This is a genomic window from Hoyosella levis, from assembly GCF_026008515.1.
GTDB lineage: Bacteria > Actinomycetota > Actinomycetes > Mycobacteriales > Mycobacteriaceae > Lolliginicoccus > Lolliginicoccus levis.
The window spans coordinates 313079-327568 of the sequence record NZ_BQYM01000001.1 but is presented as its reverse complement, the minus strand read 5'-3'; the positions used below and the strand labels follow the sequence as shown (position 1 = coordinate 327568).

Genomic DNA, 14490 nt, shown 5'->3' with positions numbered 1-14490 from the left:
CAGGGGAGGAGCCCATGGAGTACAGCTTCCTCTCCGGGCATCCCTTCATCGTGGTGTATCTCGCCCTGTTCGGCATCGTCTTCCTCCGTGCCCAGGCCACCTATTGGCTTGGACGGCTCCTCGGGGCGGGCCTGTACCGGACGCGTCTCGGCGCCCGCATCGAGCCGCGGCTCGAGCGTTCCCGCGCCATCATCGATCGCTACGGGCCACCCGCTGTCACCGCCTCCTTCCTCACCATTGGATTGCAGACCGCCGTCAATGCGACTGCCGGTGCGACCCGCATGCGATTCGTCCGCTACCTGATCGCCATGCTCGTTGGATGCGCGGCATGGGCTGCCATCTATTCACTCGGTGGTATCGCCATCCTGACTGCCTGGTGGCGTGCCTTCACCTACTCGCCGCCCCTGGCCATCGCGCTGTTGCTCCTCCTTGCCACGGCGGTGGCGTGGTGGTTGCAGCATCGTCGCGTGGACGAACAGCGCTAGACCTGGAGAAAAACGAGCCAAGCAGAAGCGTGGGTCTCTAAAAAGCTGATGCCGGAGGAAAATAGACCTGGAAACTCTCCCTATTCGTGCGAAAAGCGCGCAAGATTACCGGTGGGAGCACGGCCATCCGAGGCCGCGCACCGTCGGAGAAGGACCACCACCATGACCACCACCGTGCTGCGAGGACGGTCGCTCGCTGCGAGCGCCATCACCCTCGCCGTGCTGGCTGCCGGCTGCGGCAGCGACGACACCGAGCCCAGCGCTGGAGGCACCACCACTGGGGGCAGTGAAACCACCACCACCGCGCCGAGTGACACGACCACCGCCGCGGACGAGCAACCCGGCGCAAACCTCGAGCGCGGGCCTGTTGTCACGGTGGGCGAGGGCGAGGCCAGCGCCTTCGTCACCGTCGACGCCGAGGACAACCCCCGCGAGGTGGGAATCCGGATCACCGAGGATGCCCTCGAGGGATTGCCCGATGATCCGGACGCGCCCCCGACGGTGTGGACGCTCGAGCTGCCCGAGAGCGCGGGATCCACCATGTTCAACCATGTGTCGCTCGACTGGGCAAGTGGCGGCCACGAGCCGCCCGGCCTGTTCGACAAGCCCCACTTCGATATGCACTTCTTCATGATCGACGAGACCGACGTCGCCGAGATCATGCCCACTGATCCGGAATTCACCGCGAAGGCCGCGAACCTTCCCGACGAGCCCTACATGCCTGAGGGCTACGTGGTGCCGCCGGAGCCTCCGATCGAGATGCAGGGCGTGCCGAACATGGGCGTGCACTGGCTCGATAGCGCCGACGAGCTCGTCCCTGGCGAGTACGTCTTCGAGTCCACGCTCATCATGGGCAGCTGGGACGGCGAGTTCATCTTCGTGGAGCCGATGATCACCCGGGAATGGCTGCTCGGCAAGCCCTCCCTGGAGCAGGACATCCCGCAGCCCGAGGCCTTCACGCGCGACGGATACTTCCCCACCACCTACTCCGTCGAGTTCGACGAGGAGACCAGCGAGTACGTGATCACCCTCGGCGGTCTGGAGGAACGCTCCAGCGAATAGCCTGCTAGTTGCCGGCGCAGGGATTAGTGCTGGCGCCGCGGTCGGCGATCGCGGCGCGCAGTACCGAAGCGGCGACGGGTCCGGCACTGCTAGCGCCACCCCGGTCCGTTCCTGTCGCGGAGTCCGCGAGGACCCGCACCGCGACGACGATGTTGCTGCCCTCCACCGGAGCGATGGCGACGATCCAGCCGTCGTACAGGCCGTCGCTGTTCTCGGCGGTTCCGGTCTTGGCGGCGATGTCCTCGGTGAGCCCGTATAGGGCGGGCACGTTGCCGGTGCTGACGGAGAGCTCCATGCCCTCGCGGATGCGCTGTGCTGCCTCGGGCTCGATGACACGCTCGCGAGCCGGTGCATCGGTCGGGGCGTAGCGGTCGCCGCGGCACGCACCGATGATGGAGCGGGGCGGGCTGCTCGTGCCTCCGGTGGCGACGATCGCTGCGACGTGCGCCATAGCGAGGGGAGTGGCACGCACATCCTGCTGGCCGAAACCGGTGCGAGCGATCGCATCGGGGTCGCCGAGCCCACCGAGCGCCACGGGCCTGCTGGCGAACGTGGTGCCGTCGTTGTCCCAGCCGCTCATCGCATCGGTCATCCCGCGGATCCGGTCGGCTCCGATCTCGATGGCGAGCTCCGCGAAAGCGGTGTTGGAGGACTCGGCCAGTGCCTCCTCCAGGGTTCCGCCGGCAGGGCCAAGATCATGGTTGTGGACGGTGCCGAAGCCGCCGGGAGGGGTGTACTCGGAGCGGCTCTCGGTCTGCCCCTCCAGCCCGGCATCGAGCACCGCGGCCGCTGTGATGATCTTGTAGGTGGAACCGGGCGCGGAGTCCGCGGCCAGCGCCGGATGCCCATTGCCCCAGCGCCCGGAAGCATCAGGCGTCGAGTAGGCCGCGAGCACCGAGCTCGTGGCGGTATCGAGGACAACGACGTCCCCGGACACGCCGCCGAGAGCGTCGCGCGCAGCGGCCTGCACCGTCGGCGACAGCGCGGAGACAGCGGGCTGCGGCGGGCAGTCAAGATCGAGCATCAGCCGCCACCAGCTACCGCAATTCGGCCATTCCTGGATGCGATTGTCCACGACACTGATCAAGCGCTGATTGGCATCGGTCATTCCCGCCACCTGATGCACGGTCCGGCTGGTCCCGCTCGCATCGTGGGTGGTGCTCGCAAGCACCTGGCCATCGCGGGCCAGCAGGTCGCTGCGCTTGTCGAGCGGCACGAAGCTGCCGAACTGCGAGGCGGGCAACGGATCCACCACGGCCGTGGCAATGACCGTGCCCGCGACGACAAGCACCCAGAACGCGGGGATGCCTGGGGTGACGCGCGCGATGCGCCGGGTGAGATCCCGCTCGCTGCGCGGCGCATTGAGATTGACCGCCCGGGAACCAGCGCCCGCGATCAGGCCGATCGTGAACCACATGCCGATCAGCGCGCTGCCGCCCTTCGACAGGAATGGCGTGACCATCCCCGTCATGGGCACCACGCCGAGATTGCCGAGAATGACGTAGGCAGCCTGGATGCTGAACATCGCCGTCAGCCCTGCCGTGATCAGCCGCATCGCCAGCGTGCGAGCACGCAGCGCCGAGTACCACCCGGCGAGGCTGATCACGAGGAACAGCGCAACGATCACCAACAGCGTGACGTAGCCGCGCTCCTCGCCAATGCCAGCGAGCACATAGTCGCTCTCCACCACGGGCACCACAGTGGGATTGCCGCGGTTGAAGCCACTGCCGAACCAGCCCCCGCGCGAGAGAGCCATCTGCGCCATCCCGTTCTGCCGGATGCTGCCATCAGGAAGAACGGGCTCCCATATCTCGGATACACGGTCGCGCACCTTGCCCGAGACCAGATACACCAGCCCGAGCAGCACCGCACCGGCCCCGGCGAGCCACAGGGCGTAGCGCATCTTGGGCAGGCACAGCGTGATGATCGTGGCACCGCCCGCGAAGATCGCCAGCGCTGGGCCCAGATCGTCGAGGTAGAGCGCGAGCAGCCCGGCCGCGAAGAGCGGCACCGCAGTGATCGCGATGGTCTGCTTGGTGGCCTTGCGGAATGACGAGGCCGTCGACAATGCCAGCAACGCCACGGAGATGACGATGAGCGGGCGCGCGAACTCGACGGGCTGCGCGGTGAACGGGCCGAGCTGGATCCAGGCACGCACCTCGCCCACTGTGTAGGCCAAGGACGGCACCAGCGGCAGCGCCATCAGGGCCAGGCCGAGGGCGGCGATCATCGCGGCGTGCAGCCGGGACACCCGCGGATGCCAGCGGCTGGTGAACAGCGCCGAGACGACGAACGCGGTGACCGCGAGGCCAAGCCACAGCATGGTGGTGATGAAGCTGCCCGGCGCTAGCCGGAAGCCGGTGACCAGGCCGAGGCAGGTGAGGAACCACGCTGCCCACGGCATCGCGAGGGAGACCTGCGGGCCGATTGCCGCGCGCACCGCCACGGTGAGCAGCAGCGGTGCCACCAGGGAAGCGATCAGCAGGAGGATGCCCTGCCCCAGCGGCCAGCCGAGCCTGCCCAGCGAGGTGAGCACCAGCAGTCCGCTCGATGCCGCTACGAGCAGCGCCATCCGCCATTCACGGGTGGACGTCGAGGCCACCGGCGATTCATGCCAAGTCCAGCGCGGGCCAGTGGAGGCACTGGGGTCGGGCACAGTAGTGGAAGTCATCGCGTCCGCTTCGTCGTGCCGCCACGGCCCTTCTTGGCGCCATCCTTGGCATCGGGCTTGCCGCTAGTGGGTTTTCCGCCGGTGGATTTTCCGCTGGGGGACTTGCTGCTGGTGGGTTTTCCGCTAGGGGGCTTGCCCTCGGGAGGCAGGCCCAGCATTCGCGTGGCGAGCGATCGCGAACCGGTCCCGTCGCTGCCGGAACGGCGTGCCTTCGCTCCCGTGGCCGATTTCGTGCTCGGCGGGGCTCCCTTTGTGCCGCTTGCCCGTCCCGAACCTGCTACCGGTGCGTTTCCGGAGGCCCGGGAGACCTCCTTCGGCGGACGCTCGCGCAGGACCACGTGCGCGAGAAGGGGCAGAGCGATGATGAGGACAGCCGCATGGGCGAGGAAGTTGTTGATCATCGCCGGCCCGCTAGAGCGCCGCGAGATGGACGAAGCGAACCGGGACGCGTCCAGCGAGATCGATGGTGGTGTCCTTGGTGATCGTGAGGGGGCGGTCGAGCTTCTTCTTGTCGAGCCACGTCCCGTTGGTGCTCGACAAGTCAGTAATGGTCAGCGAGTCGCCCTTCGCGGTGATGCTGGCATGCTCGCGGCTGACGATCGGCTCGTTGATGATGATGTCGCACGTGCCCCCGGCCCCGATCTTCCACGCACGGCCCTCCGAGATCGGAACAGCCTTGCCCGAGGGCGGTTCGATCAACCACTGCGCGCGCCCGACCACCTGCGTGACATCACCGGTGGGGCGCGGCGCGGAGCGGCGGACCCGGGCACCGGCAGGAGCGGCTGACTTGTTCAGGATGGTATCGACACGACGCCGGTGGAACCGCTCGTTCTCCGCGAGGGTGAACCGCACGTCGCCGGTGATGTAGTCCTCATCGGCCGCGGACGACAGCACATAGTTGGCGAGATCATCAGTGAACGAATCCCAGTTCCTGGTGATCCTGCTCGCCACCTCGGGCGCCACGATCAGCACCACGCTCTCGGGCAGCACCCGGGTGCTCAGCGTCCGCTCGGACTTGCGCAGGATCTGCTCGCCAATGCGGTGGATGAGCGCATCGAGAGGCTCCTCGGGCAGGCGAGACTCGGCGCCGCGCACCAGGTTGGCGACCGCGCCGCGAGCCACCGACGACAGGGCACGCGCGCGGGCCTGCTGCCACGCCCACCACGAGGCGCCCGCGATGATCGCGAGGAACACCATGATGACGAGTACGTCCATGCCGTGAACTCCTGACCGTTTCCTGCTGCTGCTTGCCTCTTGCGGTTTCGTGCTTGCCCGGGACTATTGCTTGCTACGGTGCTTGCCATGCCAGGAGACAACGCATGCTCCAGGTTCATCGGACCAGGACCGTCGCCTCCAAGCATGCAGCCAGGCTGACCATCGCGCCAATGGCCGCACCAGCCCGGAACTGTAGCGCGATTCCCCGACATCCCCCTGCGAGAAGCTGGCCACCCCTCCCGAGTGGCCATGGCTCGCCCACCCACGATAATGGACGCATGGACGAAACGGACCACCTCGGTGCGGCCTATCACACCTTCCGCGACGAGATCACCCAGTACAACGTCGCCACGGACCGCACCTCCGGCGATAAGTTCCGCTTCTACCTCCTCAACCGGCGATTCGAGCACGTGCAGCCCGTGGTGATCTACAACGGCTTCGGATCCACCCCCAACACCACCCTCGGCCAGCGGTACCTCTGGTCCTACGCCCAGCACCTCGAGCGCCCGATCATCGCGCCCATGGCCGACCATGTCCACCGCCGCACCGACCGCCGCAGGTTCGCCGACAGCCACGCCCACGCCCTCGCGCGGATCCACCCCGACCCGCTCCACGTTGCGGGGATGTCCTGGGGCGGCATTGTCGCCTACTCCGTCGCCGAGTCCCTCCAGGACCACGCCGACCACCTCGTCACCCTCTCGTCCGTCGGGACGATGGACGGCCTGCACCGCCACGTCCTGCGCGCCGTCCACATGCTCCGCCGCGAGGGCCCCATCGTCCGCGACGCCATCGAGACCATCGTCGGCGACTTCGATCCCCACGACCACGAGCACCCCGCGCCGACAATGGACCCGCTCAGCAAGCTCCGCCGCTCCATGATCATGCGGCGCAAGTCTTTCCATGAGCTGCCCGACACCCTGAATCCCGCGACCACCTGGCACGACATCATCGGCGTGCATGATGCGCTCACCAGCCACTCCGACCACATCGACGCCGTGCTGCGGCGAAACACCCGCCACCCGGGAAGCACGGCCATCACCGTCATACGCAACCACGGCCACATGTGGGCACACATGCGCCCTACCCTCGCCGAGCTCCTCGCCGAATCCCTGCACCGCAAGGAGTCCGGCCACTACCAGGAAGCCACGATCGCCCGCACCCGCGACGACTTCACCGCCGTCGATATGGTTCCGGCGGTGGGGGCTGTGAGTCCCGGGTCCCTGGCTCGCGAGAGTGCGAAAAACGACAGCGATCGTGAGAAAGGCTGACGGAATTCGCACACTCGCGGGGCGAGGATTCCCGCAGCCGGGTCGAGCGATTCAGGCCCGGCGGTACCGGTACGCATGGGTGAGGTAGGGCAGCTCGATGCGGGACCGGCCGCGCAGATCAGGATGCGATGCCAGCAACTCCTCGATCCGCGCATCCACCTCGGCACGCTCTGCAGCGTTGGCCACCAGGTAATTGCTCCGGCTGCGCACCAGCTCCCGAAGCTCATCGGGCGTGAGGGTCCGCGCCCACTCGTGCGTCGCCGCGGCCTCCTGGGTGAAGGGCGCCGCCACGCGGGGGCCCTCGCCGCGCAGCATGTCCTCCGCCGGACTGCGCTGCATGATCCCGGTGAGCTCCCGCACCCACGGCACAGCCTCGTCGCGGATGTTCCACAGCAAGAGCAACGACCCGCCGGGCGCCAGCACACGATCCACCTCCCGCGAGGCCGCAGCCACATCCACCCAGTGCCAGGCTTGCCCGAGCACCACCGCCGTGGCCGTGGCATCGGCGAGCGGCATTGATTCAGCCCGGCCCTCCAGCGCCGTGACACTGGGCAGCACCGCCCGCAGCCGGTCGAGCATGCGCGCGTCCGGGTCCACCGCGATCACCTCGTGCCCGAGCGCCACGAGCTCGGCGGTGAGGATGCCTGTTCCCGCGCCGCAATCCACGATGACCCCGGGCCCGGTCGGCAGCATCCGCGCGAGCAGCTCCCGCGGGTAGCGCGGACGCACCTGGTCGTAGCTGGCCGCAGCCTCGCCGAAGCTCCGTGCGCGATCACTCACGTTCCACCTCCGGGCGTACGGTCGGCTCGGCATATGCGCGAGAATTCGGGCGCCTGAGCCAGGGCGGACCCCAGCGAGAGTGCGAGAAATGACAGGTTGCGCCGATAACCCTGACGGAATTCGCACACTCGCGGCGGGATCGTGGCGCATCGCTCGGCAGGCCGCACGAGTTCGGCATGAGATCGAGAGCCGGGGGTGATTGCTCGGGCGAGGCAGGCCATACCTGGATACTGCCACGCGCGAGTCGCTGGTGCCCCGCCTCGATCATGTAAATCCAGCCGCGCAGGATGTGGCTGGATCTTCACGATCGGCGTCGGCATCGGCGGCGGCATCGAAGGGGAGGCCACTCGCTCCGTTTCGCCGCATCGATTCCTCCGGTAGGTTGGCCGGGTGCTGCCCGCCGCGCTTCGAGATTTCCCTACCGTGACCCTCCGTTCGCTCGTGGGGGAGGCGACGTTCTGGCGTGGCATGGGATATGCCCGCGATGGCGCCGTGCAGGACCATTCCTGGGACGCGGCAGCCTCCGCGCTGCGCGGTATCGTCGCTGGCAGTGGCCGCAACTCGTACCGCACCTCGGCGGTATTCACCGTGGTGGGCGGCGAGCTGCGATTCGATCATGGCCGGTGCAGCTGCCCGATGCGGCAGGACTGCAAGCACACGGTCGCGCTGGTGGCCACGGCGGTGGATGCGGTGCGCGAGTCCGAGCCTGCCCTGCAGCTCGCGGCGTGGGAGCAGGCGCTGGCCGGGCTGCTGCCCGACGATGAGCCTCCGCCGGAGAGCGCGATACTCGGCATGGAGCTGGCCGCGCAGCCGTTGACGTCGGCCCAGCAGCGGGCGGGCATGGTGGGGACGCGACTGGTGGCACGGCTGGTCACACAGGGCCGTCGGGGCTGGCTGTCCACGGCGATCTCATGGAACGAGCTGCCCTATGTGCAGCATCGCATGACCATCGACGGGGAGCAGCTGAGGTTGCTGCGGGAATTCCATGCCGTCTACCAGGCGGGGCGGGGCGGGGCGCGCGGCTCGGCTCTTGATGGGCAGCTTGATCTCGCCGAGTTCCACAGCATCCGGTTCTGGCCGATCCTGCTGGATCTCCTGGGCAGCGGCGTCGTGCTGCTGGACCGGGATCGGGACTGGGCGATGGTGGATCTGCATCCGCCCGCGGAGCTGACGCTGGATGTGCAGCGCTGCGAGGGCGGCGACCTGCGGATCGAGGCGAGCGTGCCACCGGGGGCGGATCCGGCGGGTACCGCGGGGACCGTTCCACTGTTGCGGCCGATCGGGTTCCTCGGTGCCGAGGGGCATGGCGTCGCGTATCGCGACGACCTGGGCTGCCTGCATCTCGCTGCCTGCCCGGCGGGAGTGCCCGAGCCACTGCGGCCCGCGGTGCTCGACGCGGATCCACTATCCGTGCCCGCTGCCGATGCGCACCGGTTTGCTACCGCGTACTACCCGCGGCTGCGGGCCCGCGCCGCGATCCGGTCGAGGGACGAGTCGTTCTCCCCGCCGAAGGTCACGGGCCCCCGTCTGCTGGTGGAACTGGTCTTTGACAGCGACTATCGCGCGGCGAGCCTCTGCTCCTGGCGCTACCGGATCGACGACACGGTCGCGGACTTTCCCGTGCTGGACCCGATCGAGCCGGACGGGATCCGCGACCCCGCGGCCGAGCAGGAGGTGGCCCGCAGTATCGGCACGCTGGTTTCCCTGGAGCCCACGGCCTATCAGGGCATGGACACCGTCACCCTCGTCGAGGACATCCTGCCGCCGCTGCGCGAGCTTGCCCGCGTCGACGTCGAGATCTCCGGCGAGATCCCCGAGTTCCGCGACGCCGACGATACGTTTGCCATCACCTTGTCCACGACGCACCTGACCGGGCAGTCAGACTGGTTCGACCTCGATGTGGCGGTCAGTGTCGACGGCACCAATCTCGCGTTCCCCGATGTCTTCCGCGCCCTCGACAGCGGCGAGTCCCGCATGATCCTGCCTGGTGGGGCGTACTTCACCCTTGATCGTCCCGAGCTTGATGCGTTGCGCTCGCTCATCAGCGAGGCCAAGGCGCTCACCGACAAGCCTGGTGACGGGCTGCGCATCAACCGCTACCAGATCAGTTGGTGGGACGAGCTCGTCGAGTGCGGCGTGGTCGGCCAGCAAGCCGCCGAATGGGACCGGCACATCACCGCCATGCGCACCGACAGGCCCACCGCCGCCGATCTGCCCCACGGGCTTCGGGCCACCTTGCGCCCCTACCAGCAGGACGGCTACGACTGGCTCGCTTTCCTGTGGCGCAACAAGCTCGGCGGAATCCTCGCTGACGACATGGGGCTGGGCAAGACCCTGCAAACCCTCACCCTGATCGCCCACGCCCGCGAGCAGCATCCTGGCGCGCCGCCCTTCCTCATCGTCGCCCCCACCAGCGTCGTCCCCAACTGGGCCGACGAGGCCGCGCGCTTCACCCCGGGCCTCACCGTCGTCACCCTCACCGACACGCTCGGCAAGCGTCGCACCACCCTCGACGCCACCACGTCGGGCGCGGATATCGTGGTGACCTCCTACACGCTGTTCCGGCTCGACAACGAAGCCCACCAGGAGCATTCCTGGTCCGGGCTGATCCTCGACGAGGCGCAGATCGCGAAGAACCATCAATCCAAGATCCATAATTGCTGCCGCACCGTCCCGGCCCCCTTCAAGCTCGGCATCAGCGGCACCCCCATCGAGAACAACCTCATGGAACTGTGGTCGCTGCTCGCCATCACCGCGCCCGGCCTGTTCCCCAACCCGCGGTCCTTCAAGCAGACCTACGCCGAGCCCATCGAGAAGATCGGCGACACCGAATGCCTCGGGCAGTTGCAGCGCCGCATCGCGCCCCTGCTGCGCCGCCGCACCAAGGAGGCTGTCGCCAGCGATCTGCCCGCCAAGCAGGAAACCCTCCTCGACATCCCCCTCCACCCCAAGCACCGCAAGGCCTACGACACACGGTTGCAGCGGGAGAGGCAGAAGATCCTCGGGCTCGTCGACGACATCGACAAGCATCGCATCACCATCCTGCAATCGCTGACGACGCTGCGGAAGCTCAGCCTGCACGCCGCCCTCGTCGACCCCGCCCACGAGCGGGTGCCATCCGCGAAGATCCAGATCCTCCACGAGCACCTCGACGACATCATCGCTGGTGGCCACCGCGCGCTCGTGTTTAGCCAGTTCACCAGCTTCCTCGCGCTCGTCCGCCAGAGCCTCGATAGCGCTGGCATCCCTTACGCCTATCTCGATGGCAGCACGCGTGACCGCGGCAAGGTCATCGACGCGTTCCGCTCGGGAGCCGCGCCGGTGTTCCTCATCAGCCTCAAGGCCGGGGGATTCGGCCTCAACCTCACCGAGGCCGACTACGTCTACATCCTCGATCCCTGGTGGAACCCCGCCACCGAGGCCCAAGCCGTCGACCGCACGCACCGCATCGGCCAGACCCGCCCCGTCAACGTCTATCGGCTGATCTCCCGCGGCACCATCGAGGAAAAGGTCGCGGAGCTCAAGCAGCGCAAGGCGCAGCTATCGAGCAACGTTCTCGATGACGGTGCCGGGTTCAGCAATGCCCTCACCGCCGACGACATCCGCGGCCTGTTCACGTAGGCCGAGTCCTCGCATTGTTGGCAAAAGCACGGGAAATCGGCAAAAGCACGGGAAACTGCGGCGGTTTTCCAGCAGCTTCTATCGCGTTTGCCCCGCCAGCCGGCCAGCCCGCCAGCCCGCCAGCCCGCCAGCCGACCAGCCCGCCAGCCCTGCGGCTACGGAACGGTGCCGTTGACGTCGAACATCACGGCGGCGGTGCAGACGAGGGTGTCCCCGTGGAGCGGGCGCAGCGCATCGCGCATGTGGGAGAGCACGAGCGCCCATTCACGGTTCTCGGCATGCTGGGCAAGGGTTTGGCGCCAGGCGAGCGGTTGCCGCCGCAGCGGGGCGAGATGGTCGAAAGGCCCGGTGCCCGAGTTCCATTCGTCGCTGCTCGATTGCCACATCAACCAGCGCTCCACACCGCGCACGAGCAGCGGGATCGACAGCGTTGTTGGCGCGACGACGACGGCGGCCCGCGCGGATCCGGGAGCGGTGTCGGGGATGTCGACATGCACCCGCTGGCCCTGCTCGAGGATCAGCACCATGGACACGGCATCCTCGGTCCATTGGCAGTCGAGGATGATCGAGTCATGGACGCGGGCCCCGTCCTCGTTGCGAAACTCGACGTTCATGCGGTGCCGTCGCCCCGGCTGGAAGCGCAACGCTGCCGCACGGAACAATTCCGGAGGAGTCAAGCACGTCACTGTGAGGCTCACCCGGGCCACCTCCTCGGCGTCCTGGTCCGCTAATCCACGAACTACCCCCATTCTGTTATGCAGATCACACATTTTTCAGCAGAATCGGGCAAAAGTGTCTGTGAGTGCTTGGCAATTCCGTGATTCCGGTTCCTGGTGGGTCTGATTGGCCACTTACAGTTCGACTCGGCGCCGCAGACGTCGATCGCGGGCTTTGCGAGGACAGTGGCCAGTGCTGCCTGAGAATGCCCTGAGATCATGATCGTCAGCGGGCAAGACCGGAATCGACGCTCGGGGACCCTTGTTGTACCGGGTAGACGCGCGTCACTCCCCGCTACTCGCGCATCGCCGGTAGCGTGGGAGGACCATAACGGGAGGAGACGCCCATGAGCACGTCAGAACGTCCCCGCGACCGCGAAGAACTGAATCGTGAGATCACGGACCTACAGTCCGAGATCAATGGCCTGCGCCGCCAGCTCGCTGCCGACCCGCAGCGGGTCCGCGAGCTAGAGGCGCGCATCGAGTCGCTCACCGCCCGCAACGCCAAGCTCCTCGACACGCTCAAGGAAGCGCGCCAGCAGCTGCTCAACCTGCGCGAGGAGGTCGACCGCCTCGGGCAGCCACCGAGCGGCTACGGCGTCGTCGTGGGCATTCCGGATGATGAGACTGCCGACGTGTTCACCTCCGGGCGCCGCATGCGCCTGCAATGCTCCCCGAACATCGATGCCACCACCTTGCGCAAGGGGCAGACGGTCCGCCTCAACGAAGCGCTGACGATCATCGAGGCGGGATCGTTCGAGCAGGTCGGCGAGATCAGCACGCTCCGCGAGCTGCTCGACGACGGCCACCGTGCCCTCGTGGTCGGGCACGCCGATGAGGAGCGCGTCGTCTGGCTCGCTGATCCTCTCGTCAACCCCGTGGATCTCGACCCCTATACCCCCACGCGGGCCCTGCGCCCCGGGGATTCCCTGCTCGTCGACACCAAATCGAGCTACGCCTTCGAGCGCATCCCCAAGGCCGAGGTCGAGGACCTCGTGCTCGAGGAGGTCCCCGACGTCGACTACCACGACATCGGCGGCCTCTCCCGGCAGATCGAGCAGATCCGCGACGCCGTCGAGCTGCCCTTCCTGCACCGCGATCTCTTCCGCGAGTACGCGCTGCGCCCGCCCAAGGGCGTTCTGCTCTATGGCCCTCCCGGCTGCGGCAAGACACTCATCGCCAAGGCTGTCGCCAACTCGCTCGCCAAGAAGATCGCCGAGGTCCGCGGGGAGGACACCAAGGAAGCCAAGTCCTTCTTCCTCAACATCAAGGGCCCCGAGCTGCTCAACAAGTTCGTGGGCGAGACCGAGCGGCACATCCGGCTGATCTTCCAGCGCGCGCGGGAGAAGGCATCGGAAGGCACGCCCGTCATCGTGTTCTTCGACGAGATGGACTCGATCTTCCGCACCCGCGGCTCCGGAGTCTCCTCCGACGTCGAGACCACCGTCGTGCCCCAGCTGCTCAGCGAGATCGACGGTGTCGAGGGGCTCGAGAACGTCATCGTCATCGGTGCATCCAACCGCGAGGACATGATCGACCCCGCGATCCTGCGCCCTGGTCGCCTCGACGTCAAGATCAAGATCGAGCGCCCCGACGCCGAGGCCGCGATCGACATCTTCTCCAAGTACCTCACCAGCGATCTGCCGATCAACGAGGAGGACATCGCCGAGTTCAGCGGCGACCGGGACGCCTGCGTGCACGGCATCATCGAGCGCGTCGTCGAGCGCATGTACGCCGAGACCGACGACAACCGCTTCCTCGAGGTCACCTACGCCAACGGCGACAAGGAAGTCCTCTACTTCAAGGACTTCAACTCCGGCGCGATGATCCAGAACATCGTCGACCGGGCCAAGAAGTTCGCCATCAAGGAGTTCCTCGACACCGGCAAGCGCGGGCTTCGCGTGCAGCACCTCTTTGACTCGATCATTGACGAGTTCTCCGAGAACGAGGACCTGCCCAACACCACCAACCCCGATGACTGGGCTCGCATCTCCGGCAAGAAGGGCGAGCGCATCGTCTACATCCGCACTCTTGTCACCGGCAAGAACGCCAGCACTAGCCGGGCCATCGACACCGAGTCCCAGACCGGCCAGTACCTGTAGGCCTAGGGCTAGAGGGCGCCGGAATCCGCCTATGAAGCTCAACGAGAACCGGACAGGAACGCCCGCGATCGTTGAGCTTCATAGGATTCTGGCCTAGAGCCCTTCCGGGTCCAGCTAGCTCAGCGCCACAGAATCGGCGTGCGTCGCCCAGAACACGTCAGAGCTTGGGTAAGCGCAAGTGATGGAGACCTCGCCCGCTACTGCTCCTTCGAGGACGACGATCGCGGTGCCGGACTCGTCAACGGGCACCCATCCGTCCTCCTTGATGGCCAGCCCAGCCTCGGCGGGGTCGGCGCGGCATTCCATCTCGGGGTCGGCGCCCTGGATGAGCACGGCGGTGGCGATGCCGGCGTTGACGGCGGTCGCGGAGAGGGAGGTGTCCTCCGCGGCACAGATCTGCTCGCATTCGCTCCAGTGGTCGGCGAGCGCGGTGGGGGCGCCGAGGATGGCCGCTGCTGGCATGAGTGCGATGGCGGTAGCGATCCGGCGTGTTGCTCGCATGGCGCGTGCCTCCTTGGCTTGGTTGATGATCTTCCAATCCGGATGCTACTCGTCCGCGCGAAGCCATTG

Annotated in this window: 11 protein-coding genes; 5 read left to right on the top strand and 6 right to left on the bottom strand. The window is 67.3% G+C overall.

Features of this window, described 5'->3' with window-relative positions:
* Window positions 1–14 precede the first annotated feature (14 nt).
* Window positions 15–485: a DedA family protein gene (locus QC765_RS01540; protein ID WP_278312654.1), complete on the top strand. Its 471-nt coding sequence runs from the start codon at window positions 15–17 to the stop codon at window positions 483–485.
* A 162-nt stretch (window positions 486–647) separates the two neighbouring features.
* Entirely contained in the window at window positions 648–1547 is a 900-nt protein-coding gene (locus QC765_RS01535) for a DUF5602 domain-containing protein (protein WP_278312653.1), read from the top strand.
* Window positions 1548–1551: 4 nt separating this feature from the next.
* Here the strand turns inward: QC765_RS01535 and QC765_RS01530 are convergent, their stop codons facing one another.
* The 3 genes from QC765_RS01530 to QC765_RS01520 are packed head-to-tail and all read right to left on the bottom strand — an operon-like array spanning window position 1552 to window position 5433.
* Window positions 1552–4218, bottom strand: coding sequence for an FtsW/RodA/SpoVE family cell cycle protein (locus QC765_RS01530; protein WP_278312652.1), 2667 nt, complete (start codon window positions 4216–4218; stop codon window positions 1552–1554).
* On the bottom strand, window positions 4215–4619 hold the full coding sequence (locus QC765_RS01525; protein WP_278312651.1) for a hypothetical protein: 405 nt from the start codon (window positions 4617–4619) through the stop codon (window positions 4215–4217). Before QC765_RS01525 ends, QC765_RS01530 begins: the two co-directional genes overlap by 4 nt.
* Before the next feature lie 10 nt (window positions 4620–4629).
* The gene (locus tag QC765_RS01520; protein WP_278312650.1) at window positions 4630–5433 is read right to left on the bottom strand and encodes an FHA domain-containing protein; all 804 of its coding nucleotides are present in this window, start codon (window positions 5431–5433) and stop codon (window positions 4630–4632) included.
* Between the two features lie 278 nt (window positions 5434–5711).
* Here QC765_RS01520 and QC765_RS01515 point away from each other — a divergent pair, with 278 nt between their 5' ends.
* Window positions 5712–6701, top strand: a complete 990-nt coding sequence (locus QC765_RS01515) for an alpha/beta fold hydrolase (RefSeq protein ID WP_278312649.1) — start codon at window positions 5712–5714, stop codon at window positions 6699–6701.
* Window positions 6702–6752: 51 nt separating this feature from the next.
* On the opposite strand, the gene QC765_RS01510 is transcribed toward QC765_RS01515, so the two are convergent.
* Window positions 6753–7481, bottom strand: coding sequence for a class I SAM-dependent methyltransferase (locus tag QC765_RS01510; RefSeq protein ID WP_278312648.1), 729 nt, complete (start codon window positions 7479–7481; stop codon window positions 6753–6755).
* A 423-nt stretch (window positions 7482–7904) separates the two neighbouring features.
* Between QC765_RS01510 and QC765_RS01505 the strand changes: the two genes are divergently transcribed.
* Window positions 7905–11102 carry a DEAD/DEAH box helicase gene (locus QC765_RS01505; protein WP_278312647.1) on the top strand — a complete coding sequence of 1066 codons (3198 nt, stop codon included), beginning with the start codon at window positions 7905–7907 and terminating at the stop codon, window positions 11100–11102.
* A gap of 155 nt (window positions 11103–11257) precedes the next feature.
* Here the strand turns inward: QC765_RS01505 and QC765_RS01500 are convergent, their stop codons facing one another.
* Window positions 11258–11716: a hypothetical protein gene (locus QC765_RS01500; RefSeq protein ID WP_278312646.1), complete on the bottom strand. Its 459-nt coding sequence runs from the start codon at window positions 11714–11716 to the stop codon at window positions 11258–11260.
* A gap of 449 nt (window positions 11717–12165) precedes the next feature.
* Between QC765_RS01500 and arc the strand changes: the two genes are divergently transcribed.
* Window positions 12166–13920, top strand: a complete 1755-nt coding sequence (gene arc, locus QC765_RS01495) for a proteasome ATPase (RefSeq protein ID WP_278312645.1) — start codon at window positions 12166–12168, stop codon at window positions 13918–13920.
* A gap of 114 nt (window positions 13921–14034) precedes the next feature.
* On the opposite strand, the gene QC765_RS01490 is transcribed toward arc, so the two are convergent.
* Window positions 14035–14421, bottom strand: coding sequence for a hypothetical protein (locus QC765_RS01490; protein ID WP_278312644.1), 387 nt, complete (start codon window positions 14419–14421; stop codon window positions 14035–14037).
* Window positions 14422–14490 lie beyond the last annotated feature (69 nt).

What these genes read in the sequence shown, in the direction of transcription:
- QC765_RS01490 (WP_278312644.1), bottom strand. Translation starts at nt 14,421, where the DNA reads ATGCGAGCAACACGCCGGATCGCTACCGCCATCGCACTCATGCCAGCA.
- QC765_RS01540 (WP_278312654.1), top strand. Translation starts at nt 15, where the DNA reads ATGGAGTACAGCTTCCTCTCCGGGCATCCCTTCATCGTGGTGTATCTC.
- QC765_RS01520 (WP_278312650.1), bottom strand. Translation starts at nt 5,433, where the DNA reads ATGGACGTACTCGTCATCATGGTGTTCCTCGCGATCATCGCGGGCGCC.
- QC765_RS01535 (WP_278312653.1), top strand. Translation starts at nt 648, where the DNA reads ATGACCACCACCGTGCTGCGAGGACGGTCGCTCGCTGCGAGCGCCATC.
- arc (WP_278312645.1), top strand. Translation starts at nt 12,166, where the DNA reads ATGAGCACGTCAGAACGTCCCCGCGACCGCGAAGAACTGAATCGTGAG.
- QC765_RS01530 (WP_278312652.1), bottom strand. Translation starts at nt 4,218, where the DNA reads ATGACTTCCACTACTGTGCCCGACCCCAGTGCCTCCACTGGCCCGCGC.
- QC765_RS01500 (WP_278312646.1), bottom strand. Translation starts at nt 11,716, where the DNA reads ATGAACGTCGAGTTTCGCAACGAGGACGGGGCCCGCGTCCATGACTCG.
- QC765_RS01515 (WP_278312649.1), top strand. Translation starts at nt 5,712, where the DNA reads ATGGACGAAACGGACCACCTCGGTGCGGCCTATCACACCTTCCGCGAC.
- QC765_RS01525 (WP_278312651.1), bottom strand. Translation starts at nt 4,619, where the DNA reads ATGATCAACAACTTCCTCGCCCATGCGGCTGTCCTCATCATCGCTCTG.